19 protein-coding genes are annotated in these 24,919 nt (G+C 39.2%); 4 read left to right on the top strand and 15 right to left on the bottom strand.

The genetic code is table 11. The features are described from left to right. Positions 1 to 26 precede the first annotated feature (26 nt). Genes AC3ITD_RS06595 through AC3ITD_RS06580 form a run of 4 tightly spaced genes read right to left on the bottom strand, consistent with a single transcriptional unit; the run spans position 27 to position 2,584 of the window. Complete coding sequence (locus AC3ITD_RS06595) at positions 27 to 488, bottom strand: hypothetical protein (protein WP_489365112.1); 462 nt, start codon at positions 486 to 488, stop codon at positions 27 to 29. Next, entirely contained in the window at positions 479 to 1,786 is a 1,308-nt protein-coding gene (locus AC3ITD_RS06590; protein WP_489365110.1) for a WG repeat-containing protein, read from the bottom strand. The genes AC3ITD_RS06595 and AC3ITD_RS06590 overlap by 10 nt, the downstream gene beginning before the upstream one ends. Positions 1,787 to 1,845: 59 nt before the next feature. Then, positions 1,846 to 2,274, bottom strand: coding sequence for a hypothetical protein (locus AC3ITD_RS06585; protein WP_489365108.1), 429 nt, complete (start codon positions 2,272 to 2,274; stop codon positions 1,846 to 1,848). A 4-nt stretch (positions 2,275 to 2,278) separates the two neighbouring features. Next, a complete protein-coding gene (locus tag AC3ITD_RS06580) occupies positions 2,279 to 2,584 on the bottom strand; it encodes a hypothetical protein (RefSeq protein WP_489365106.1) in 306 nt (101 codons plus the stop codon). A 221-nt stretch (positions 2,585 to 2,805) separates the two neighbouring features. Between AC3ITD_RS06580 and AC3ITD_RS06575 the strand changes: the two genes are divergently transcribed. The 4 genes from AC3ITD_RS06575 to araA all read left to right on the top strand — a co-directional run bounded on the left by AC3ITD_RS06575 (position 2,806) and on the right by araA (position 7,591). Continuing rightward, complete coding sequence (locus AC3ITD_RS06575; RefSeq protein ID WP_056849153.1) at positions 2,806 to 3,030, top strand: CDGSH iron-sulfur domain-containing protein; 225 nt, start codon at positions 2,806 to 2,808, stop codon at positions 3,028 to 3,030. 208 nt (positions 3,031 to 3,238) lie between these two features. Next, on the top strand, positions 3,239 to 4,939 hold the full coding sequence (locus AC3ITD_RS06570) for a ribulokinase (protein ID WP_489365103.1): 1,701 nt from the start codon (positions 3,239 to 3,241) through the stop codon (positions 4,937 to 4,939). Further along, on the top strand, positions 4,936 to 5,634 hold the full coding sequence (locus AC3ITD_RS06565) for an L-ribulose-5-phosphate 4-epimerase (protein WP_489365101.1): 699 nt from the start codon (positions 4,936 to 4,938) through the stop codon (positions 5,632 to 5,634). Before AC3ITD_RS06570 ends, AC3ITD_RS06565 begins: the two co-directional genes overlap by 4 nt. 466 nt (positions 5,635 to 6,100) lie before the next feature. After that, positions 6,101 to 7,591 (top strand): L-arabinose isomerase, encoded by a 1,491-nt coding sequence (gene araA / locus AC3ITD_RS06560; protein WP_489365099.1) that lies wholly within the window; start codon positions 6,101 to 6,103, stop codon positions 7,589 to 7,591. Between the two features lie 146 nt (positions 7,592 to 7,737). Here araA and AC3ITD_RS06555 read toward each other — a convergent pair whose 3' ends face one another. The 11 genes from AC3ITD_RS06555 to AC3ITD_RS06505 all read right to left on the bottom strand — a co-directional run bounded on the left by AC3ITD_RS06555 (position 7,738) and on the right by AC3ITD_RS06505 (position 24,874). Beyond that, positions 7,738 to 8,754: a zinc-binding alcohol dehydrogenase family protein gene (locus AC3ITD_RS06555; protein ID WP_489365097.1), complete on the bottom strand. Its 1,017-nt coding sequence runs from the start codon at positions 8,752 to 8,754 to the stop codon at positions 7,738 to 7,740. Positions 8,755 to 8,881: 127 nt separating this feature from the next. Then, on the bottom strand, positions 8,882 to 9,670 hold the full coding sequence (locus AC3ITD_RS06550; protein WP_489365095.1) for an L-fucose dehydrogenase: 789 nt from the start codon (positions 9,668 to 9,670) through the stop codon (positions 8,882 to 8,884). A gap of 87 nt (positions 9,671 to 9,757) precedes the next feature. Next, on the bottom strand, positions 9,758 to 12,028 hold the full coding sequence (locus AC3ITD_RS06545) for a DUF5703 domain-containing protein (protein ID WP_489365093.1): 2,271 nt from the start codon (positions 12,026 to 12,028) through the stop codon (positions 9,758 to 9,760). Positions 12,029 to 12,170: 142 nt separating this feature from the next. Continuing rightward, positions 12,171 to 13,598, bottom strand: a complete 1,428-nt coding sequence (locus tag AC3ITD_RS06540) for a sialate O-acetylesterase (protein ID WP_489365091.1) — start codon at positions 13,596 to 13,598, stop codon at positions 12,171 to 12,173. A gap of 88 nt (positions 13,599 to 13,686) precedes the next feature. After that, complete coding sequence (locus AC3ITD_RS06535; protein WP_489365089.1) at positions 13,687 to 15,669, bottom strand: aceric acid hydrolase; 1,983 nt, start codon at positions 15,667 to 15,669, stop codon at positions 13,687 to 13,689. Between the two features lie 39 nt (positions 15,670 to 15,708). Continuing rightward, positions 15,709 to 19,155, bottom strand: coding sequence for a glycosyl hydrolase (locus AC3ITD_RS06530; protein ID WP_489365087.1), 3,447 nt, complete (start codon positions 19,153 to 19,155; stop codon positions 15,709 to 15,711). A gap of 150 nt (positions 19,156 to 19,305) precedes the next feature. Continuing rightward, a complete protein-coding gene (gene fucP, locus AC3ITD_RS06525) occupies positions 19,306 to 20,595 on the bottom strand; it encodes an L-fucose:H+ symporter permease (protein ID WP_265801125.1) in 1,290 nt (429 codons plus the stop codon). 151 nt (positions 20,596 to 20,746) lie between these two features. Then, a complete protein-coding gene (locus AC3ITD_RS06520; protein WP_265801126.1) occupies positions 20,747 to 21,190 on the bottom strand; it encodes a MaoC/PaaZ C-terminal domain-containing protein in 444 nt (147 codons plus the stop codon). 213 nt (positions 21,191 to 21,403) lie between these two features. After that, complete coding sequence (locus AC3ITD_RS06515; RefSeq protein ID WP_489365084.1) at positions 21,404 to 22,483, bottom strand: Gfo/Idh/MocA family protein; 1,080 nt, start codon at positions 22,481 to 22,483, stop codon at positions 21,404 to 21,406. Continuing rightward, positions 22,480 to 23,718 carry an extracellular solute-binding protein gene (locus AC3ITD_RS06510; protein ID WP_489365082.1) on the bottom strand — a complete coding sequence of 413 codons (1,239 nt, stop codon included), beginning with the start codon at positions 23,716 to 23,718 and terminating at the stop codon, positions 22,480 to 22,482. The genes AC3ITD_RS06515 and AC3ITD_RS06510 overlap by 4 nt, the downstream gene beginning before the upstream one ends. Then, on the bottom strand, positions 23,711 to 24,874 hold the full coding sequence (locus tag AC3ITD_RS06505; RefSeq protein WP_265801129.1) for a CaiB/BaiF CoA transferase family protein: 1,164 nt from the start codon (positions 24,872 to 24,874) through the stop codon (positions 23,711 to 23,713). Before AC3ITD_RS06505 ends, AC3ITD_RS06510 begins: the two co-directional genes overlap by 8 nt. Positions 24,875 to 24,919 lie beyond the last annotated feature (45 nt).

The following is a 24,919-nucleotide window of genomic DNA, read 5'->3' as shown; positions in this document are numbered from 1 at the left end:
AGATCAAACACTAATCATTTTTGTTTCTAATTCGTACGCTTTTCAGGTGCTGGTGGCAATGGTGGAGCAGCTTCCATTACTTCCATTTTTTTTTCTTCGGGCATTCCATACAAATCAATTTTATACTGCAATTGGCCGTTACCATTATATCTGTAAAACCAAATGCTTGTGCTTATTCCCCGGCTGTCGATCATATCGTATTTTATTTTTCGGTCTTGCTTATCGTAACTAGTAGTATAAGTGTAATCATGTTTACCATCGCGAAAAACCTCCTTAACTAAAACCTGTCTTTTGGCATTGTATTTAAACATACTTTTCGAAATCAACTTTCCATCATACCACTTGGTTGTTTCTTTTACATTGCCAAAATTATCATAGGTAAATCGTTCTTCATATTTTGTTTCTCCAACTGTACTGGTGGTACTTACCAATTGTTTTTTGGCGTTATATACTTTTTTTACCGCAGGGGCTGCTTCATTCAGGTCCAAATCAATGGCTCATCAACACCCTGATATCTCGTGATCCTTTTTACCTTATTATTGTTATCATAATAGTAAGTGTCTTCCAATCCTAGTATGGGCTGGTCGGAACCTTCACAATTGAAACTGGTTTCTTTAAACAGTTTGCCAGTATTGGTGTACTGATATTTCGTAACACTCCCTAAATACAGCTGCTTTGTAACCAATTTCTTAAAATCATTGGTTTCTGAATCAGTTAATTGCTGAGTTAAAATGGCTTTTTTGGGCACTGGCGGTTCGCCAATAGTGAGTTGATTTCCGTATTGATCGACAAATAATTTCTGTTTGGTTTTTAAGTTTACAAAACCAATAAAACCCTCAGACAAATACAGCTCAACAAATTTCTCATAACCATCAGGAATGGTGATTATTTTCTCGGTATTGATGAAATAATAGCTTCGCTTGGGGATCAAATCGATAAGATAGCGATTGCCACTATTTCGATGAGATGAAATTTCGGCAACTTCCTGGCCAAGACCATTAATGAGAAATAATTTTCGAGCCCCTGGATTTTTACTTCCAGTATCTTTCACAGCGCCTAAATAAAATTCATAAGGATGCGCCTTATAAAAAGACTCCAAATCGTAATCATAGTTTTTTGATATTTTATCGCCCTTTTTGTTGATCAGATAAGCAATATTGTCGTTTACAATAATCTTTGCATTAGGCTCGATATAATCTACGCTAACTGGCTGAATATAAAAACCGTCTAAGCCTAATTGGCTATAAATACTTTTGGCCGCTTCAATCGAAGTACCATTACGACTGGCGTCAAAGTCGTTCAAAACATTGTTTGTGTTATCATAAATTATCGGCGATAAAAGTGCAGTATTCGTATTAAAAACCCCAAATTTATTTCCCACTTGCACAATCACTAAACTATCGGGCATCGGAACTAAAAAGTTGCCTATCAAATCATATTTAAAGTCGAGAATAACTTTTCCCTTTTCGTCTATTAAACCAAATAATTCGTTTCCCAAACTACTACGCTTTCCTATGGCAAGGTATTTTCCGTAGGACGCCATTGAATAGCTATTACCATTTTTTGAAGGAAAAATTACTGTTCCTGTTTTTCGAGATGCAATACCATAACCAGAGCTACTTTGGGCTTTGTATTTGATGAAGTTGCTGTCCAATTTACCAACATAAGCAAATTGTGCAAGTTTGTTGAGGAGTGCTCTGTTATTTTCCAGGATGTTAACCTGTGCTTGAACACTCTGTATAAAGACGATTAATAGAATGAAAAATTTAATGAGGCGTTTAAACATATTTTATTAATTAATAACATTGAAAATTGATGCATCCAGAGAGATCTATCAAGTATCTTTTAACAATCATAATTTTCATAGTGTGTTCGTTCTAAACCCTCTTCCAATTCTTCCTTCAACTTTGGCGATAATGCTTGTTTCTTCAGTACAACTTTTAATTGTGTTTTGCCGTCAGGACTAATCCAAATTCCTTCCAAACCACCGGGAGTTTTTTTCAAGATTAACATTCCTGTAAACCGATACTCTGTCATCCCGAAGCGGCCTTTTTCATCACTTTGAATCAATAATTCGATCCAGTTTTTGCCATTGCCGTATTGATAAATGCCAGAATATAGTGGGGTTGCTCCACAATCATTTCCCTCTTCTTTTAAATACAATCTAACCGATCGGTTATTAACTTTACCGGTATAAAAGGTTGTTTTCACTTCCTGTGCGAAACCAATAGTGAAAAATAAAAAACAACTGGTACAAGAGATTAAAAATTTCATGATCTTAAGAAGTAATAAATGTGTGTTCGATATACATAATTAGAAAAAGCAGTACTCCAAGTAAAGCTGCTGCATAAATATTTTGCAGTCCATCACTAACTATCTTTTTGACAAAAAAATATAGCGCTTGAGCAATCAAAAAAGTTTCTAAAATTAAAAAAGCAACAAAAGGTATAAACTTTTGCAACTTGAGTGACATGCCACTATTCCCACTCTCGCCTTTGTCAAATAAAGAGACGAAGAAGAAAGCCAGGAGGACTAATCCAATCAGCACTATCGAAATAAATCGCTTACCAAACACTTGTTTCATGTATCGAATTAAGGTATTTAAAGAGAATTTCTTTAATTATACAATTAAAGAAGACAAAAATTTTCTTTGATGAATATCCGCCTGTAGGTTTTAATTATTCGCCATCCTTCAATTGGTATTTGTAAAACATTAACGCCTACGCGGAACAATTCTAAACTGTAAACTAATAAGGGAAATCAATTCTGTTTAAGTTAATTTTGTAACATACTAACAAAACATTTATGTCAAAAACAAAACTAACGATCAACAATAACGGATCAGTGAAAATTGAAGGTGATTTTGAAATTGTAGATAGAAACGGTAATGCTTATGGTTTGCAAGGCAGAGAAATTGTTTCTATTTGCCGTTGCGGATTATCAAAAAACAAACCTTTTTGCGATGGCGCACATAACGGCCATTTTGAACATGAAGCTATAGCATTCGATCTTCCTCCAAAAAAGGTATAATTTTAAAATATTACTAAAAGCCTTGCAGCAATGCAGGGCTTTCGCATGTAAAAACAATATTGTAATTAAGTTAACATATTCTGCATATTTAAGCCCAAAAGTGCTTAAACGCCTGCAAACAAGCTTACTTCTTAATTGTGGATTAAAAAAATGTTTAAAATTTTTTAGTTTAGATAAATAAACGTTAATTTGACGATTATTTATTGTTATGAGCACTGCAAACTATGTAATTGGCGTTGATTACGGGACGGATTCTGTTCGGTCCGTTTTAGTAGATACTGCTAACGGAAAAGAAATTTCTGCATCCGTTTTTCTATACCCACGGTGGCAAAAGGGTTTATATTGTAAGCCATCCATCAATCAATTCAGACAACATCCTTTAGATTATGTTGAGGGTTTAACCCACACCATTAAAGATTGTTTGGCAAAAGCAGGTGGAGCGGATATTGCCCATTTGGTTAAAGGCATTTCCATTGATACCACTGGATCCAGTCCGGTTGCTGTCGATGCATCAGGCACTCCCCTTGCATTAAAGCCAGGTTTCGAGGAAAATCCAAATGCCATGTTTGTGCTTTGGAAAGACCATACTGCAGTTAAAGAGGCTGCTGAAATTAATGAACATGCCACGAAATTTCCTGTAAACTATTTAAAATACGTTGGCGGCATCTATTCTTCTGAATGGTTTTGGTCTAAACTATTGCGCATTTTAAGAATTGATTCGTCTATCGAAAAAAACGCAGAATCTTGGGTGGAACATTGCGACTGGATTCCTTTTTTATTAACAGGAGGAACTGATGTGGCAACGATGAAACGCAGTCGTTGCGCTGCCGGACATAAAGCTTTATGGGCAGAAGAGTTCGACGGGTTACCGCCGGAAAGTTTCTTCAGCAGTTTAGACCCACTTTTGGCTGGCTTTAGAGAAAAGCTTTTTGTAGATACCTACACTTCTGATGTTTCAGCTGGAACCTTAAGCGAGGAATGGGCCAATAAATTAGGCTTAAATACTGATGTAGTCATAGGCGTTGGCGCTTTCGATGCCCACATGGGCGCTGTTGGCGGACAGATTGAACCTTATTATTTAAGCAAAGTAATGGGAACCAGCACTTGCGATATTTTGGTTGCCCCAAATCAAGATTTACGTGGTAAACTGATTAATGGTATTTGTGGTCAGGTGAATGGCTCCGTAATTCCAGGTATGGCGGGCTTGGAAGCTGGTCAATCCGCTTTTGGCGATGTTTACGCATGGTTCAAAAACTTAATCAGCTGGCCTTTAAATCATCTGTTAACTGAATCTGAACTTATTGATGAAGCAACAGCAGTTGCTTTGAAAGAAGAATTGGAAGGCAAAATAATTGCTAATTTGAGTAAACAAGCTGAGGTACTTGAAGACGACGACTACGCTGAGTTAGCAATAGATTGGTTGAATGGCAGAAGAACTCCAGATGCCAATCAGGAGCTTAAAGGCGCCATTACCGGTTTAGGCCTGGGTACCGATGCGCCTCGTTTCTTCCGTGCCTTAGCTGCTGCAACATGCTTCGGAGCTAAAGCAATTGTAGATCGTTTTAAAGAACAAGGCGTTCCGGTTAAAGGGATTATCGGCATTGGTGGTGTAGCTAAAAAATCATCATACATTATGCAAATGATGGCCGATGTTTTGGAAATGCCAATCAGAATCCATCGTTTCGAACATACCTGTGCTTTGGGTGCAGCGATGTTTGCAGCTGTTGCCGCTGGCATTTATCCAACCATTGAGGATGCCATGGCTGCTATGGGAACTGGTTTTGAAAAAGAGTACAAGCCAAATGTAAAGAAACAAAAAATGTACCGCATGCATTACCAGCAGTATCTTGGTTTAGGCCGATACCTGGAGCGTTATAATAAAAAAGATGTTAAGCCGTATTTATCATGAGCAACTATCAGGATATAAAGGAACAGGCTTATTTAGCCAACATGCAGTTGCCTAAACTGGGTTTGGTATTGTTCACTTTCGGAAATGTAAGTGCCGCTGATCGTGCTAAAGGTGTATTTGCCATTAAACCGAGCGGTGTGCCTTACGAAGATTTATCAGCCGATAAAATGGTGATTGTTGATTTCGATGGCAATACCGTTGAAGGAAGTTTACGTCCATCATCTGACACCAAAACCCATGCGGTGTTGTATAAACATTGGGAAGATGTAGGTGGAATTGTTCACACGCATTCTACTTATGGAACAGCCTGGGCACAAGCGCAAAAGGCAATTCCAATTTATGGAACTACCCATGCCGACCATTTAACGGTTGATATTCCTTGTGCACCACCAATGGACGATGCGATGATAAAAGGCAACTACGAATATGAAACCGGCTTTCAGATTATGAATCATTTCGAAAGTTTGGGTTTGAGTTATCAAGAAGTGGAGATGATTTTAGTGGGTAACCACGCTCCTTTTACCTGGGGAAAAACGGCCGAGAAAGCAGTTTATAACAGCGCTGTTTTAGAAGCCGTTGCGCAAATGGCATTGTTAACCAAGCAGATCAATCCACAAGCGCCGAAGTTAAAAGATTCGTTAATTGAAAAGCATTATGAACGCAAACACGGTGCAGGCGCTTATTACGGACAATAATTGAGTCTGGAGTTGAGAGTTCGGAGTTGGGAATGTTGAGCGTACACAGTTTTCTGGAGATCTCAGTCTGAAAATGATTTGGAAAGCAATTGCAGTGGTGATTCGGTTACGATAGTCCCGCCATTTGCTACAATCTTTTTCTAATTTCTGTCATGCTGAGCAACGAAGAATCTGCAACCGATGAATCAGATGAGAAAATAGTTTAAGTTGCTGCAAGAAAAAGTATTTCCGCTACTGTCGCGTTTAGGATTGAAAGGTTTACCGAAGTAAAATAAACCTGATTGGAGTGAGCATCCCGATAGTTCATCGGGATAAAACGGAAAGCAGGACTAGCGGAACCGATAGAAATAGAAACCTGCTTTTCAAAAACGATAAAGCTATTATCTGCACCTAGAAATGATAAATCTTTTGGTCTGTGAGCATACAGACTGAGAAGAATTGAATAAAATTAAAATAACATAGAGTAATGATTGATTTAAAAAAATTACAGGTTTGGTTTATCACAGGTACACAACATTTGTATGGTGAAGAAACCTTAAAACAAGTTGCAGCGCATGCACAAGAAGTTGCTGATTCACTAAACCAGAATGGAAAAATCTCTGTTTCGGTTGTTTACAAGCCTATTGTGAAAAGCACTGAAGAGATTTTCGAAACATTGCAACAAGCCAATATCGATAAAAACTGTATCGGTGTAATTACCTGGATGCACACCTTTTCTCCTGCTAAAATGTGGATTAGAGGCCTAAATGTTTTGCAGAAACCACTGTTGCATTTGCATACGCAATTTAATCGCGACATTCCATGGAGTACCATCGACATGGATTTCATGAACCTGAACCAGAGTGCACACGGTGATCGTGAGTTTGGTTTTATGGTAACCAGAATGCGCAAAGATCGTAAAGTTGTAGTTGGCCATTGGCAAGATGAAGAAGTAGCCAAACAAATTGATACTTGGTGCCGTGCCGCTGCTGGTTGGAACGATTGGCAGGGAGCAAAATTCGCCCGCTTCGGAGATAACATGCGTTTTGTTGCCGTAACCGATGGCGATAAAGTGGAAGCTGAAATGAAGTTTGGATTCTCTGTAAACACCTATGGTATAGGTGATTTAGTATCGGTAATTAATGCGATACCTGAAGATGCTATTCAGAATTTGTTAAAGGAATACGAAGAAACTTATGAAATGGCTGCCGACTTAAAAGCTGGCGGTGCCAGACATCAGTCTGTTTATGATGCAGCTAAAATTGAACTGGGTTTACGTAAATTTTTAGAGGATGGCGGTTTCAAGGGCTTCTCAGATACTTTTGAAGATTTGCATGGCATGATCCAGCTTCCGGGTATTGCGGCACAACGTTTAATGGCCGATGGTTATGGATTTGCTGGCGAAGGAGACTGGAAAACAGCAGCCTTGGTACGTGCTTGTAAAGTAATGGGCGCTGGTTTAGCTGGCGGAAACGCTTTTATGGAAGATTACACCTACCATTTTGATCCTTCAAATTCAATGGTTTTGGGATCGCACATGCTTGAAGTTGATGCAAGTTTGGCATCTGGCAAGGCAAGTTTAGAAGTCCATCAATTGGGAATTGGCGGCAAAGCTGATCCCGCTCGTTTGGTATTTAATGTTGCTGGAGGCGATGCTTTAAATGCATCTTTAATTGATATGGGAAATCGTTTCCGCCTGTTAGTTAACGAAGTAACCGCTGTTGAAGTAGAAAATGACTTACCTAATTTACCAGTAGCCCGTGTACTTTGGAAACCACTTCCAGATATGAAAACAGGCTGTGCTGCCTGGATTTATGCTGGTGGTGCACACCATACGGCTTACAGTCAGAATTTAACAACCGAGCACCTATTGGATTTTGCCAACATTGCGGGATTAGAATATGTGAACATTGGTGCAGATACCAAAATTAACCAGTTCAGAAATGAATTACACTGGAATGAGGTTTTCTATAAATAATATTATTTAAACGCTCAAACCTTAAAGCCGATAGTTTTTGCTATCGGCTTTTTTGATTGTATCTGGTTCGTGGAGACAGTTTCCGGGTTTCATATTTCTGGTTGGTGGAGATACCAACCAGTAGGAATAATCTCCAAAAAGCAAAGCTAATCTATACTTACCATTGCTTTTATTACCCCTGTTTTAGGATCTAACCAACTCTCAAACTCGTCTTTTACCTCATCAAATTTAACCTGGTGCGTAATGTAGTTTGTAGGATTCACCAACCCTGCCTTCATTGATTTAATTACATGCTCGAAATCTTCGATGGTCGCATTTCTACTGCTCATTAATGTCGATTCACGTTTATGAAATTCCGGATGGTTGAAAATTAAATCACCTTTTTGCAAGCCTATTAATACGAATCGTGCTCCGTGAGCCATATAATTAATGGCGTTATTGATTGCCTTTTGATTCCCTGTAGCGTCAATTACCACTGTTGGCATATCGCCGTTCGTAATGTCGCTAAGTTGTTGAGTTACATCAGGCGCAAGTGCGTTAACCACGTGGGCAACTTTTAATTTTTCCTTACAAAATGTCAACCGATCTTCGTTGATATCCAAAGCAATAACATTTGCACCAGCGATCCGGGCAAATTCCATCGTCCCTAAACCAATCGGACCAGCTCCTATTACCAGTACAAATTCACCTGACTGAACATCTGCCCTCCGAACGCCATGCGCACCAATTGCCAAAGGCTCAACTAAAGCGAGCTCATCATAACTTAAACCTTCGCCGTGCAGAAGCGTTTTCGACGGTACCTGCAAATATTCACGCATGCCACCATCTACATGTACGCCACAAACCTGCATTTTAACGCAGCAGTTTGGTTTGTTCATGCGACAAGCAATACATTCGCCACAGTTAAAATAAGGAATAAAAGTTACGGCTTCACCTATTTCAAAACTATTAGCACCATCTGCTTCCACTAACTCACCCGAAAGTTCATGCCCTAAAACCCGTGGATAATTAAAAAAAGGCTGCGTACCTTCAAAAGCGTGTAAATCAGTTCCACAAATACCAATTCGCTTAATTTTAATAATGGAGTGGTCTTTCTTTAACTCCGGTTTTTCCGTTTCGGAATAAGTAAAAGTACCAGGTGTTGTACAGGTAAGGGTTTTCATTTTTTAGTGACTGATGTTTGAATGATTGAATGAGTAAATTTTAAATGAGTGAATGAGTAAGTGGTATTTAAAACAATGTGCAATCATTCTCTCACGCGCTCTATCTCTCATTCACTAATTAATTAAATTATGCATTGGCTAAAGCTCTGTCTAAATGGACATAACCACCGTCTACATGGATAATTTGCCCCGTAGTATGGCTCGATTTTGCCGACATCAAGAAAGCAGTCATGTTAGCAATTTCTTCTGCAGTCGTCATTCTATTTTCCAAAGGAATTTTAGCCGTAATTTCGTCCAATTTAGCTTGTGCATCTGGTAAAGTTTCAATCCAGGTTTCGTACGCTGGCGTCCAACATTCGGCCACCACCACAGCATTTACACGGATTCCATATTTTAGAAGCTCTACTGCCCATTCGCGGGTTAAAGCGTTTCGCCCACCGTTTGCTGCTGCATAGGCTGAAGTATTTCCTTGACCGGTTTCGGCTGTTTTTGAAGTGATATTAACGATTGCACCTTTGCTTTTAATTAATTCTGCCAAGGCGTGATGTGCCATTAAATAATAGTGAACCACGTTCTTGTGTAATGAAGCCATAAAATCTTCGTAATTACCGCTTTCTAAACCCACTCCATCATTTACACCTGCGTTGTTTACCAAACCATCAATTCTTCCAAATTGAGCAATAATTTCAGCAACAACTTTCTTACAATCATCAGGATTGGATAATTCGGCAACAAATTGTGCCGCCTTTCTACCCTCTGCGGCAATTGCATCAACAACTTTTTGGTTATCATCTGCCTTTCTACCAACAACTACTGCGATGGCATTTTCCTTTGCGAAAACTTCTGCAATGCTACGTCCGATGCCTTTTGCAGCACCAGTAATTACGATCACTTTTTCTTTTAACTGTAAATCCATATTTTTCTATTTAGTGAATGATTGAATTTTGAATGAATGGATGTTCCCTGGCAACTCGCTAACACATTCCCTCATTCAATCATCTGCTCACTCTAACATTTTATTAATTACATCTGCCCTTCTTGATTCTGGCAAAACTTTTAAATCTACTAATTTTCCGTCTTTCAAAGTCCCTTCAACTATTGTTTTAAATGGCGCATGAAGTTTAAAATGAACATCCCAATCTTTAGGCCAGGCAGGAAACAAATAAATGCTTTTTCCGTCTGCTTGGAGCAGCATTTCCTGCAAACCGATCATCCCAGATCCACCCCAGTTATGGTCTGGAACCCAATCAAAACCCGGTCCCCAGAAAGCGGGAAAGCGTCTGCCAGAATCTTTCAGTTTAGCGGTTGTTAGTTTTGTCGCCTCATCCGTCAATCCTAATCTAGCAGCAAAAATATTATCTTGTTTCCATCCTACATGACTTCGGAATTTTAAAACTTCTGTATCATATTTGAAAGTATTTATTGCCGTATCTAAACCCGGTCTTCCTATTCCATAAATTCCCCAGGGATAAACCGGGTATAATTGCGGACTTTCTGTATTGTTAATTCGCTCCCAAAGTTTCGCTGGAGAAATTGTGGCATGACCATTAAACTCCCTGAAACTCATTGGCGGGATGGTTTTTAGCATTTCCTGCCAATCTGTTTTTTGTTTTTCGGATAAACCGGGATACGTAATCAATCTTTCCAGAACCGTTTTCAAAGCCGCAAGTGTAGATGTGGAGTTATAAGCCATCTTATAAGTCTCCGCTCCCGAACCCGGATATAAAACTAAATGTCCATTGGCATCCAACGCCTTTGCTCCTCTTTGCTTCGCCAGGTATGTATAATGCTCTTTGAAAAATGTGAGTGAGCTTTCAATTAAAGGAAGATATTTTTCAATGTTTGCGCCATCATATCTTTCAGTTTCCAAAATCATCATACAAAACTCCAAAACGGTATCCCATTCATATTCCAACCAGGCATTGTATTCCATGCCTTTGTTAAAATCAGCAGGCCGTTTCCAGCCGTATTCTGCCGGATTTGGCAACCCAAAGTTCTCTAATTGCTCCGTAAAACTTGCTCCCTTATGCCCCCAGGCAGCTTGAGTTCTAATCTCCGCGTTTTTCAATAGATTGAGATAGAAATCAAATTGTGGTTTCATCATTTCGAAGTCGCCACTTTTTAACATTGGCCAGTAAACCAACCGCTGGTTTTGTGCCGTGTGTGTTCCTCCTCCCCAGTTTCTGAAATCGGGCGTGTATTTCAAAGCAGAATCTGTAAGTTGCGGATCATAAGTAAATAAGCCACCGTTAAACTTAGTAGGATAATTTCCAAATGCGTTGCAGCCCAACATATACCGAAATAATTGATAGTTTTTTGATGACTGATTCGCCGTCTCGTCTTTTGAGCTGATGTTGATAAAACTCCTTTTCCAGTAATCATTCCACCATTTAACACTTGCTTTTTGATTGATTTTTTTTGGTACTGCATTTAATTTTCTTTCCCATTCCTGAAGCGATTTGTTTTTTGCAGTAGTTAGGGTAATAGAAATATTAGCCGATTTGGAGGGCTTCTTACTTTTCAAAGTCCAGGCCTTAAATGGCGTATTCAAATATTTTCCCTGGTAATTTCCGGCTGCCAGTAAGTTATCACCTTCCATTGTTCCGCCAAAAATCAGGTCATTTAGAGGGTTATATAGTTCTTCTTTCCTGTCGGCAAGTCCCTGTTGCTTTACGGCGACGTCGAAAACGGTTTCTGCTTTGTTCTGGTGATAAAATTGAACTGCATTATTCTTAAATACAACCTCATCTTTGAAGGTCTTTACTATCCCTTGAGGCGCCCATTTATACGAATTCTGGTTATTTTCCTTGCCTTTACTTATGCGATCTTCAAACCGCCAGCTTTCATAACTTGCTTCTGTTGTAATGTTCTGATTTGATTTAATACCCAAATGAATAATTGGATTAAAAACATCGACCCAAACTTTAATTTGAGTGTTCAAATTCCCATTAACGCCGAAAATCTGAGCATATCCGTCTTTTAAAATTAATTCTTGCTTAAAAGTTTTGCCCTCAAACGGATTAGGACTGAATTTAAGTTTTACCCGACCTAGTTTGAGCAGCGTGTTATTCTCATCAAATGTTCCACTACGAGATAGATACAAGTAAACTTTACCTTTTTCTACCCATAAATTTAGCCCAATGTCTCCTCCGCCCACTGGCATCGATTCTGATGAATTATCGCTTTGAGAAGTCCATACTACGTTATTGAGCTCTTTGTCTTGTGAAAAACCATTAATCGTGATCAGACACAAAAACACGGAGAAAGGATTCAAAAGTTTTGACCCACTTAGACACTTGACAACATCCAAGCAGAATACCGAGAATTTTGACCATATAACGAGTGTAAGAACAATTAAGTTTTTAACAAAAATTCTTGGTGTAAATAGTATCTTAGTGGCTAAATTCATATAACTATTAATTATCCCAATCATCAGTAAGGAAAGAAGATACGGGCAAACCATCATTACCGAATAAATCGCCTATCACAAAATCTTTAAAAGCATAACGAACCGCAACTGGCGTTTTAACCTGATCGGCGGATACTGTAACGCTACTCCCGGTAATTGCCGCTTTCGCAGGATAAAATTTCCGATCTGCACCGGCTACTTCGAAAAGACTTAATTCTTTACCGAACGCGGTCAAACCGTTTGATACATTTTGAAATTTAATCACCGCTTTATTTTTATCAATGGTTAAAGATTCATAGGCGGGACTTAGTGCGCCAAAGCCTTTTAAACCATAACTTTGTGCCAAGGCAAGATAAGCCAAACGTTCACCACCTTGTTTTTTGTTCGCTGGATGAATGGATTTTTCCTCACCGATATCCATCAAAACAGCCATTCCTGAATTAGGAATTTTGACTAAAGATTTCCGCTGGGCATCTCTCAAAAACGCGGAGTTAAATTTTCCTCCAATGTGGTAAGGCGGAAGCTGCGCATAATTGTAGGGAGCAATTTGTGCATAGTAAAATGGAAACTCTCCGTTATCCCAATTTTTTCTCCATGAAGAAACCATTGCTGGAAATAATTCTTCATATCGATCTGGTCGCTCGTAGTTAGATTCGCCCTGATACCAAATTGCACCCTTGATTCCGTAACCAATGACAGGATAAAGCATTCCGTTATAGAGCGTTGTTGGTGTTCGGCTCACTTCCTTTATCGTATCGCCTTTGGCGGGAATTTTGACTTCCGGAAACGCCTTTAAATCTTCAGGCGACATCCAGGCCTCAATGGAAGAGCCGCCATAACTATCATTTATAATACCGATAGGCACTTGCAATAAATCACTTAATAAGGAGGAAAAATAGTAGGCAGTTGCGCTGAAGTTGGAAACCGTTTCGGGTGCCGCCAGTTTCCATTGCGATGCTTTGCTATTTTCCTGGCGTTCGGTAATAGAAGAACGCGGAACGGTATAAAGCCTTATATTTTTATTTGACGATTTAAGAATGGCTTCGTTTGAACCAATTATTGGCTGACTTTTGAAGCCTTTCATTGGCATTTCCATATTCGATTGACCACCACAAAACCAAACCTCGCCGATTAAAATATCTGTTAGAATCAGCTTTTCTCCATCATTTAATTCCATTTCATATGGTCCGCCAGCAGATGGTGTGGCCACTTTTACTTTCCACTTCCCATCTTGATCAGCTATTACTGAATAGTTTTTGTTGTTCCAGGAAGTGATGATTTTTACTTTGGTCGACGCCTTGGCCCAACCCCAAATCGCCACATTACTTTGTTGTTGCAAAACCATGTGGTCGGTAAAGATGGAGGCAGGTTTAACCGTTGCCGATGCGATGATGCAGCAAGCGAAGTTTAAAAGTAAGGTGAGTTTTAGTTTCATTTTTATCACATTATTTCGTCATTGCGAGGCTTGAAGCAATCTCATAGTAAAAATAGATTGCTTCGTACCTGGCAATGACGATTTATTTTTATTTACTCACTGGTAACCAAACCGACATTTCTGAATGCCCACGGTTTCCCCACGCAAAATAAGGTACCAGTTTAATTTCAGCATCACTGTTATTGTTATTAACCGGGCGATACAATACGTTTTTCCAGTTATTCGGTTCCACAATTTTAGCATTACCAACCAAACTCATCATCTCTGCACCATCAATATTTATTGGTTGAGCGGTAAATTTCGTTGAGGTAGGAATAAAAGCATTAAAGATATTTTTGCCAGGTAAATCTGTAGATTCCAGGCAATAAACAATTGGTCCGCGTTTTACTGCAATTTGGTTTCTGTTTTCTTCAACTAAAGGATTGGCCTCAATCAAAGTAGCCTCCATCGGGAGATTCAATTCTATTACATCGCCTTTTTTCCAAACCCGATTTATTTCGGCGTATGTTCCGGAAGTGGCTTTAATATTTTCTGTTTTACCATTAACGCTAATTTGAGCATTTTGAGTCCAGGCTGGTATTCGAAGGAAAACTGAATACGGTTTATTTCCAATTTCCTCAACAGTGATTTTAATACTTCCATCCCACGGATAGTTGGTAGTCTGAACTAGTGAAACCTTACTTCCATCAGCTAATTTAGTAGTTAAGTTATTTCCACCGTACAAATTGAACCACAACCCTTTATCAGAAATGCTGTAAGCATAGTCACTTACTTCGGCAATGGTCCTCACCACATTCGGTGGGCAGCAATTCGACAAGCCAATATAAGGTACTCTATCTTTAGACCAGCGCTGTTTGAAAGGCAAATCATCAGATTGAGCTAATGGATTAGTGTATAAAAAATTCTTTCCATCTAAACTTATTCCTGATAAAACGCTGTTGTGTAAAGCCAGTTCCATCACATCTGCATATTTTGCATCGCCTGTAATTTGGAGCATTCGCCAGTTCCAAAGTACGTTGCCAATATTTGCACAGGTTTCATTATGAGCGGTAAAATTCGGTAACTGGTAATCGCGACCAAATGCCTGATGAACTTTCTGAACATCAGCGGGATTGTATGATGTTCCATCAGGAGAAGTTCCGTCATAAAGTGAACCGCAACCACCTGTGATATACATCTTATGCTGATTTACATCATCCCACATCAAATTCAAGGTTTTCAACAGCGAATCTTTTCCTGTTTCGGCATATAAATCGGCTACGCCAGCATATAAATAGTTCGCCCTCACCGCATGCCCCATCGCCTTGGTTTGCTGCAAAAAAGGAATTCTATCCTGATTATCATCAGTTCCGTCATCAATTTTGCCTTTAATGGCGATTAAATGATTGGCCAATTCTAAATACCGAGGGTCTTTAGTTGTGCGGTACATTTCTACAACGCCCATATAGTGAGAAGGACAAATGGCATTTCTGGCCAGTGTTGGAGAAGCCGATTTGTAGAAATTATACAAATAGTCAGTAGCTTTTTTAGCGATATTTAACAAAGTGGTTTTTCCAGTAGCACGATAATGGATGCAACCGGCAGTCATTAAATGCCCGATATTATAGGATTCAAAACTTAACCTATCCTGAAACTGATTATTAGAACCTGTTTTCCGCTGCTCAATCATCGCTTTGGTGTAGATATAACCATCTTCTCGCTGCGATTTCCCAATTACGACAATGGCTTTATCCATCATTTCATTCAGCCTTGGATTTTTGGTTGAGGCGTATAGACTTGCCACAGCCTCCAAAGTTTTGTAATAATCGCCATCGTGAAAAGACGGCCCAAAATGCGAACCCGTATCTAAACCAGCAGCAATTTCAAAATTTTTAAATGCATGGCTTATTTTTGGATCGTTGTAAATGGCCCACATATTTGGCACCATCGTTTCCGTAGCCACCTTAAATCTATCGGCCCAAAAACCTTTCGTCCATGTCACGTCGCTCATATTCACACTGCGTAGCTTGGCATATTTACTGTTTGATGTATTAACTAGAGCCTTATCCTGTGCAAAGCAAATCGTTGACATGCACAAAACAACTAGACTAACTTTAATGATTTTCATATCTTATTTCTCCTCCACTTGAATAACTACTGGCCCTAATAATCCTGCAGGGTTTAAAGGTTTACCCTCTAAACGGAAAGGTGCAGTAGTTTTAGTAATTCTTTTATTTTCAGGCAATTTACTATCTCCAATTAAACGATTAGCCCAAGTATTTGTCACTTCAATTTCTATTTTATTATTGCCCTTTTTTATCGCTTTACTGATGTCTAAACGATGAGGTGCTGTCCATAATGTGCCGCAATTAATCCCATTGATTTTCACTTCAGCCATGCTGGAAAACCCACCCAAATCAATCCAGGCATTTTTTATATCTCCATTGAATGTAAAACTCTTCGAATAAATAGCAGTCCCAGAGTAGTAATTTATGGAGCTGTCCGTATGTTTAGTCCAGTCAGTTAAATCTTTAAATACAACTGGCTTTGACGGACCACCAAGAGCTGGATCAAATTGAACTTGCCAGTCTTTAGAAATATCCTGACCAGTTTTAAACTTATTGAAATTTGACCCAGCTTGCAGTTGAGTTAAATTTGTCTTTTCATTAAAAATTACGAATACAGAACCATTTGCTGGCAATTTTAAGCGAAAATAAGTCCTTCCGTCTCTAATCGACCAGCTTTTAAGAGCGGTTGTATCATTGGTTACCGAATTGTAGATTTTTGGCACCATTCCATTTATTCTAAAAGAAAAATTAAATTCTCTTTCTTTAGCTTCTTGGTTTGATATAAAATAGATTTCAGAGTCGGTCGTTTTTCTATGACCAAATGCTACTTTTTTTGTTGGCAAAATTATTGAACTTAACAACATTGATCCTGTAGGGATTTCAGTGATATCCAAATCCTTTTCCAATCCTAAACTATTAAAATCATTTCCCTCGAAAGGTGCTCTATAAATTTGCCCTAAATCAAGTTTCTTTATATAGATAGGTTTTCCACCACTCTTAAATGAATCAAAATACCCACCCCAAATTTCATCAACAATTTTGTCAAATTGAGCTACTTTAACTTGCTTGTTTCCATTTTGATACATTGGCTTATCTGCTAAAATGACTTTAGCTCCACTCTTAATCAATTCCGATAGCTTTTCAACAATTTCAAAACTCATGTATTGATAGTTCGGATTCATTTTCATCGCTCCGGGAAAAATCAAAATTTTATAAGTTGCGCCACTTTCAAAAACTACCTCCCCATTTTTTACCGTAGCAGTAGCCAATACATCAGGGTTAAAACTGTCGTAAGCGTAACCGCGTAGCGGATTTACCCAGTTTTCTGGATCCGCGATATTTGCAGAATGCGTTACGCCAGACGGAATCTGACGCAAAGGTTCGCCAACATTGGCCAAACGTTTCTTTTCTGATTCCACAACATCAGCACCGAAAATACCAGGTAAGGTTTCAACTAACCGATCGGGCAGAACTGAACGTCGGGGTAATTCTTCTCCTGTAAAAACAGCGATATCGACCACAGGCTTACCCTGCTGTAACAGGTTTTGTGTTCGCTCTGCGTAGTCTACCCATGCTTTGCCCGGTTTCCACCAGGTTTGGTCTCTTTGAAAATATAAACCCACACCATCTAGCGTCATCCCTGGCTTTCTATCTATCCACGGATTATGGGTAAAAACATGATAAACCAATTTGTTAATCCCAAGCGCATAATTCCTATCCTGCAAGGTTTTCATATTCGAAGGATTTTCATTCCAATCCATGCGAACGGTGGTAAAAGCTTCTGCTTGAACAATATTTTTGCCATAGATATGAGCACCAGAAATGGCATCTAACATATCATTTGGCTTATCGTGAGTCGGGCTGTTCAACCAGAATTCTCCCATCGGCACATCAACAGTTTTGTAATGCAACAAGCCATCGCTTATCATCGTTGGCGCAATGCTTTCAGCAGTGAAGGTTACCCCTTGTTCTCTAGCTAATTTTGCCAAAGTTTTGTAAAACTGATCTACTACCAATTCGGAGATTGTTTTACGAATGTCGTAGAGAAAATTTTCAGAGACTGCAGCGCTTTCTACAGGCAATCCAGTCATAATTGGCAAGTATGGCGTTAAATCGTAACCTCTGCGTTTTTTAAATTCTGCCTTAAATAATGGCGACCAATTCTGGCTGCCACATTCCCAACTATCTACATGGAAAACGCTTAAAACTTTCTTAGCTATTTCTGGTCCACCATGTTTTAGCGCTTCACCATACCAATTTTCGAATTGCAGTTTAACGGCTTCGGGATTAAACTTATCGCACTCCAACCCTTTTCCACCACCTGCTGTTGCATTGGTATGGCCAGTAGTAGTATGCCCAACTCTTAAAATCGTCCAGCTCGTCTGTCCGGCAGGCAGGTTCCCTTCCGGTGCTTTCCAGTTTAAAGTTCCATCTGGATTTAATTTATCCGTTAGGTTGATGATTTTATTTAATGGAATACACAGGTCTTTGGCGATTTGTTCATCCGTACTTCTCCTGCTAATTCTCCAAACCGAACCATTTTTCCCTTCAAACTGATTAATTTGTGCAGCTGAAGTTAACTCAAGATTTACCAGTTTTAAAGAAGGTTTCCATTTAGCAGCATCCAAATCTTCGGCTCCTGGTTCCGAATCCTTCTTATCATAGATAAACCTGAAAAATTTAGCCGCTGTTGGATTAATAGAATGCGTTACATCTTCGTCGGTATCTTGCCAACCATGACGTGGTGCTTCCAGCCTGCCAATCGACCGAAAACTTTTTCCATCATCACTTACCTCGATAGCTAGTCGCTGTGCCTGATAATTATTTCCACTAATTTTAATGGTTACCGTTCTGCAAGTAAATGGTTTTGCAAACTCATACTGAATATAACACGGTTCGTTGGAACCAAAGTTTTTCTTATTTCCGGGCTGAATCAAACCTGTGGCATCAGCACCATTGCTAGCCGTAATTTTAGGTATAACCGTTCTTGTAGAAATGTTTTCGCCCACAGGCGAAGGATAAGCATAAACTGCGATATCTTTATAGTAGTTCTCGTTCGATTCAGGTTTTGAAAGGATGATTTTTGCAGTTGAATTATTTACCACAGACTTTGACCAAACCACCTTTTGCATAGAAAGTTCGGGTGTAATCCAAGGTCCACCAGCCAAGGCGAAACCATCACTCACATGCATCCCAAGTTTTAAGTTTAGCCGTTTTGCCTCACTCATGGCAAACTCCACCAGTTTCCACCATTCGGGTGTAAGTTGAACTGCAGGTGGCGAATAAACAGGCGTTTTATCAGGACCTTGAATACTCATCAAGTAAGCACCCCCAATTCCATTGGCTTTCATAGCCTCCAAGTCGGCGGTAATACCAGGTTTAGAAACCGCACCTTTTACCCAATACCAAAATACCCAAGGTTTTGCATTTTCGTTTTGTTGTGCATTAAGCTTAAAGCTAAAATTACAGAGTAGAAAGAACAGGAATATTTTACTAAACACTAGTTTCATTTTGATTTTTTTTTGTCATTGCCATATTCGATTTTAAGCGAAATGAACCATTGATGGTGTATTGGCCAATTGATATCTTTCGCTGCTCCTGGCAATGTGTTTTGTGCCTTGCCTGCAACTACGGGCAGGCAATGGCGAATAGTTTATGATCTATTTATGAGCGATTTTATAACCTCTTATTCCGAAATAGAGAATAATTAAATAACAAACTAACGGGATACTGTAACCTATTTGGATATTATCTCCATAATGATCGATTAGGGATCCCATTCCAAATGGTAATATAGCACCGCCAACAATTGACATAATGAGCCAAGATGAACCCGGTTTTGTATCCTCTCCTATACCATCTATTCCCAAGGCAAAAATGGTTGGGAACATAATCGACATGAAGAAACCCAAACCGCCCAAAGCGTAAACTACTACTACTCCTGTTCCAGTTATAGCAACAATACTAAGTAAAACACATATTACAGCGTAAATAGCCAATAGTTTGTTTGATGCGATGTAGCGTAATAAAGCTGTCCCCACAAATCGCCCAACTAAAAATAATGTACCATATAACCCTAGATAATTCAATGCTGTATACTCATCAAAACCACCAGCCTGTTGTGCTGCCCTGATGAAAAAGCTAGTTACACAAACCTGTGCACCTACGTAAAAAAACTGTGCAATTACTGCCCAACGTAAATGTTTATGTTTTAAAGCGCCCAAAAAACTACCTTGAGAAATACCATCTTTACTGGCTGTTTTCACCTCTGGAAGTTTCATAAAATAAAATAGCAAGGCCACTAAAACCAAAATAGTTCCCAAAATAATATATGGTGTTTTTACTGTTGATGCTTCGGTTAGAAAATAATTGTTTCTAACAGTTTCCGTCATTGCCGCTAATTCTTCTTTGGTGTGAGATTTACCAGAAAGAATAAATCGACCTACAACTGTTGCCAAAGGTGCTGCTAAACCATTAAATGTTGCTGCAAGGTTTAGTCGCCATGCAGCTTTATCAGGACTACCTAATATTGCTGCGTAAGGATTTGCAGAGGTTTCTAACAACGTTAAACCGCAACCAATGATGAAAAGCGCTATTAAGAATGTAATGTAAGACAAATTATTTGCTGCAGGAACGAATAAAAAAGCGCCGAAAGCGAAGGCCAGCAATCCAGTAATCATGGTTGATTTATACCCGAACCGTTTTAGAAGTACACCTGCAGGAATTGCCATTAAAAAATAAGCTAAAAATACTGAAGTATCAATCAATGTAGATTGACTATTGCTCAGGTTACACGCCTTTTTTAAGTGTGGAATTAAAATTGAATCCAGATTATGCGCCATTCCCCAAAGGAAGAAAAGACTTACGACTAATATAAATGGCAATAAATATTTTTTCCCTGCTGAAGGATCACCTTCGGTTACAATTTCTGGCTGTGTGTTGTGGTTCATTATATTTGGTTTATTTGTTCGTTCATTGGTTTATTAGTCATTGGTTCATTAGGGCGTATCTCTACTTATATGTTCGTTCACTGGGTGGTATTTACGTTTTACTACAACTATCAATATCGGCACCCAAACCAATGAACTATTGGCTAATGAACTAATGATTTTTCTTTACTACTAGCAAATGGTCGCAGACTAAAACTACGTCTCCATGCTGATTGATTATTTCTACATGTTCGGTTACTGTTCCGTATTCGGGTCTTTTGCTATCTCCCTTTTCAGAGATTGTGATTTCTGAATGTATGGTATCGCCAATGAAAACTGGTTTTACAAAACGCAATTTATCGTAGCCTTTGCTCATCGCCTCAGGATTAATTTCTGATGCCGTTAATCCGATTCCTATGCTAAAAATCATCGTTCCATGGGCAATTCTTTGTTTAAAAGGTTGCGTAGCGCACCATTCTGCATCCATGTGGTGTGGAAAAAAATCACCCGTATGGCCGGCGTGAACTACGAAATCGGTTTCTGTGATCGTACGCCCAAGCGTTATACGTTTATCTTGTAATTGGTAATCTTCAAAAAATGTTGATTTGAAATACATTTTATTTTTTTTTAAAAAAATTTTCGTTGTCTTGGCCAGACGGGCTTTTTTCTTTTGATCGTAAAAGAAACAAAACTCCCAGCTTAAAATTTTTCTATTTAAGTTAATGCTTTGGCTTTAACTGTGCATCCCGAAAAATTTGTTAGGCTGGATTTTAGTAGAACGACTTTAAGTGCTTTGGCTCTTCAAATCGCCTATATCCGAAATTAAAACTTATAACTTATAACCTAAAACATTTACCCCTCCAGTATCACTTGATTGATATGCACTTTCCACAACAGCCATCGTTTGAATTACATCCTCAACACTGGTATACAACACATCACTCGAACCCTCGTTATACCTCATCAAATTCGCCATCGTTCCAATAAAAGCTTCCGGAAACCAAGAACCTTCCAGTTTTACAGTTTGCCATTCAGGCGATTTGCCTTCTTCTACAATACAGTACTCGAAAACGTCCGGCACACCATGAGGATAATCCATCAATAAGCCTATTTTTGCCACAATTGCACCTTTTGTACCCTCCCATTTAATATAACTCTCCTGGTGGTTTGGTCCGAAATCATGATCATGGTTGGTGTTAATCACCGCATGGAGCGTATCCCCGTAATCTAACAAAATTGTAGACCGTGAAGATGATAAATTTTTCGCGGGATGCTTCAAAGTTTTTGCTAAAACAGTGTTGGGATTACCCAAAAACGATCTGATCAGATCTACATAATGGATGCTATGGTATTGAATTTCAAGCCTTGGATGAATGATTACATGTGGAAAAATTTCCCATGGCGTTTTAATCGTTACCCGAACTTCCATATCGTAAAGTTCACCAATGAGCCCCTTATCAATCAGGTCTCTTGCTGCACTTACAAAAGGCGCAAAGCGAAGTTGAAAGTTAATAGCTGCTTTCAAGTTCTTAGACCGGCAAAGCGCTAAAATCTCATTTGCCTGGGCAAAATCATCACCCATAGGCTTCTGAATTAATACAGCGCTTCCATCTGGCAATTGATTTAAAGCATCGATATATTGCGCAGGCATTGTTGTTAAATCATAAACTGTATTTTCTGGTGCATTAGCCACAGCTTCTGCTACAGAATTGTACACATTTGGAATACCAAAAGCATCTGCTAATTTTTGGGCTCGTTCTTTGGTTCGGTTTACGATGCCGTGTACTTCAAAACCCGCAATTTTATAGGCAGGTAGATGCGCATCTGCCACGATTCCACCAGCACCAATAATGATAATTGGTTGCTTGGTAAGCGGTAATTCTGGTTTATATTTTATATCAATACTCATTTATCAATTTTATTTATCTGGTTTTGTGCTTCTAAAATAAGCGCTTCACTTGGCGTTTCAGTATTTACCGCCTGCAAAACCATTTGATCAATAATAGCGGCAATTGCTGCCCAATTTTGTTTTTGCGGTAGCATGTTTGCCACCTCATGCAACGTTTCCAATTTGTGGTAATAAGGAATAATGGCGTTGATTTCAGGATCATTCCAGGTTGAAATTCTGCAACCAATTCCGCCTTCCATTGTAAGTTGTTTATCTTGTTCCTGAGCTAAAGCAAAGCGAAGGAAATCATAAGCAAGATCCTTATTTTTACTGCCTTTGGCGATGGTGTAAAGCCAGTAAACATTTAACGAAGCGGAAGTCTTACCCTCCGCTGCAGGTAACAAGCCGACATCAACTTTTCCTTTAACTTTAGAATTTGCATCTACTTCACACATCGCTGCAAAGCCAAACCAGTTGATCATCATGGCAGCTTCTCCTTGCGAAAATGCAATTCCTGCGGCTACCGATTCGAATTCGGCTGATTTTGGATGGACCGCAGTTTTATCATTAACAATTTTTCGGTAGAAATCTAACCCGCTGATTGCGGCCTCAGTATTAATTTGGATAAATCCATTTTTATCTGTTAAGCTCCCGCCCCTGGTCCACAATTGTAGGCAAAAATCAAATACCGTATTATGCCCATCAGGATAGCAGGCAAAAATGCTTCCGTATAAACTATCTTCCGGACGGTTAAAAAATTGGGCAATTTGATGGAAGTCTTCCCAGGTTTTTGGCGCTTCCAACGGCTTGCCATACTTTGCCAAAAATCTTGTTTGCTCAAGGTCGCTTTCAAATAAATCTTTTCTGTAGATGAAACATTCGGGCCCATCGTGAAAGGGCAAGCCTACTACTTCCCAACCGAAACGCTGCAACGTTAATAGCGACTTACTCCATCCTCTCGGAAAATCCTCAGGTTTATTTTTGTTGATGTAAGGATTCAGTACTTCAAAATCATGATGGGAATAACCTTCCAAAACCCAATCTGTACTGATGTGGGCAATGTCAAAATCTCCATTTGCTAAACCTTTTTTTGAAATGGTTTTATCATAGAGTTCGTGTAAATCCATCACCACCATTTCCAACTTTATGGTGCAGCCAGAAAATTCACAATACTGATCCCAGAATTTCTGTATGGCCGATTCAAAAGGAGCAAATTTGCGAACAGCTATTTTAAAAGTTTCTATCTGGTTATGCATTAGCAATCGTATTCTGAGTGATGAATTCTTTGATAATCCTTTCGTTGTCCTGCCCCAATTTTGGAGAACCTTTACTGGAAGTTAATAGCTCGCCATCAATACGAATCGGACATCTGGTGGTTTCATATTTGTAACCGTCTATCATCTCCACTTCCTGTATCATATTTAACACCTTGAAACCCTCGTGAGCCATTAGTGCATTCCAGTTTAATACATCTGCACACCAAATATCTGCCGGCTCTAAAACAGAAAGCCACGTTTCAGTAGTTGCAGTAAGCAGATGTGCTGCTAAAATCGTTTTAATTTCGTCTCTTTTATCAAAAGCTTCTTTCAATTCTACGTAATCTTCCAACTTTTCGCAACCCAATAATTGGCCTAACTGAGGAATTGAACCCATTGCTAAAGCCAAATAGCCGTTTTCCGTTTGATAGATACCATAGGGTGCACCGAGATAAGCATTGGCATTATTTCTTTTTGAACGTTCTGGTAAGGCGCCTCCATCATTCATGAAGGTGGTAATCGTCTCAAACTGAAAATCATAGGCCGATTCCATCATGCTTACTTGCACAAAACCGCCCTCATTTTTTATCACTTTGCGATACAGACAAGCTAAAAGCCCTTGCGCCAAATGTGCACCGGCCAGCATATCAACAATAGATAAACCCATTGCCACAGGACCGCTATCCGCATTTCCTGTTAGGGATGTGAGTCCGGTAACTGATTGTAATAGTAAATCCTGACCAGGTTTATTTTTCCATTCTGTATTTGTTCCATAGCCTGAAACTTCACCATAAATAATTTCTGGATTTAAAGCGCAAACTGAAGGATAATCAAAGCCCAGACGTTCCATCACACCGGGGCGAAAATTGTGGATCATCACATCTGCTTTCTTTAGCAGCTCACGCACCATATCTCTGTCTTCTTCATTCTTTAAATCTACCTCAAAGCTCTCCTTATTTCTATTGATGGCATGAAAAACAGACGATTCTCCGTTCATAATCAGGTTAGAAGTATATAGGGTACGACAGATATCGCCAATCCCTAAACGTTCAATTTTGATTACCCGAGCGCCCATGTCCGCCAGGCGTAAACTCGCCGATGGACCTGATAGAAACTGGCTGAAATCGATAACTAAATAATCTTCAAGCGGTCTCATAATTTTGTTTATTTCTACTACTATAACTTGCTGTCATTCTGAGGG

The sequence above is a fragment of the Pedobacter sp. KH_004 genome, assembly GCF_057840755.1.
The sequence above is the reverse complement of the archived record's forward strand: the minus strand, read 5'-3'. Positions and strand labels throughout refer to the sequence as shown.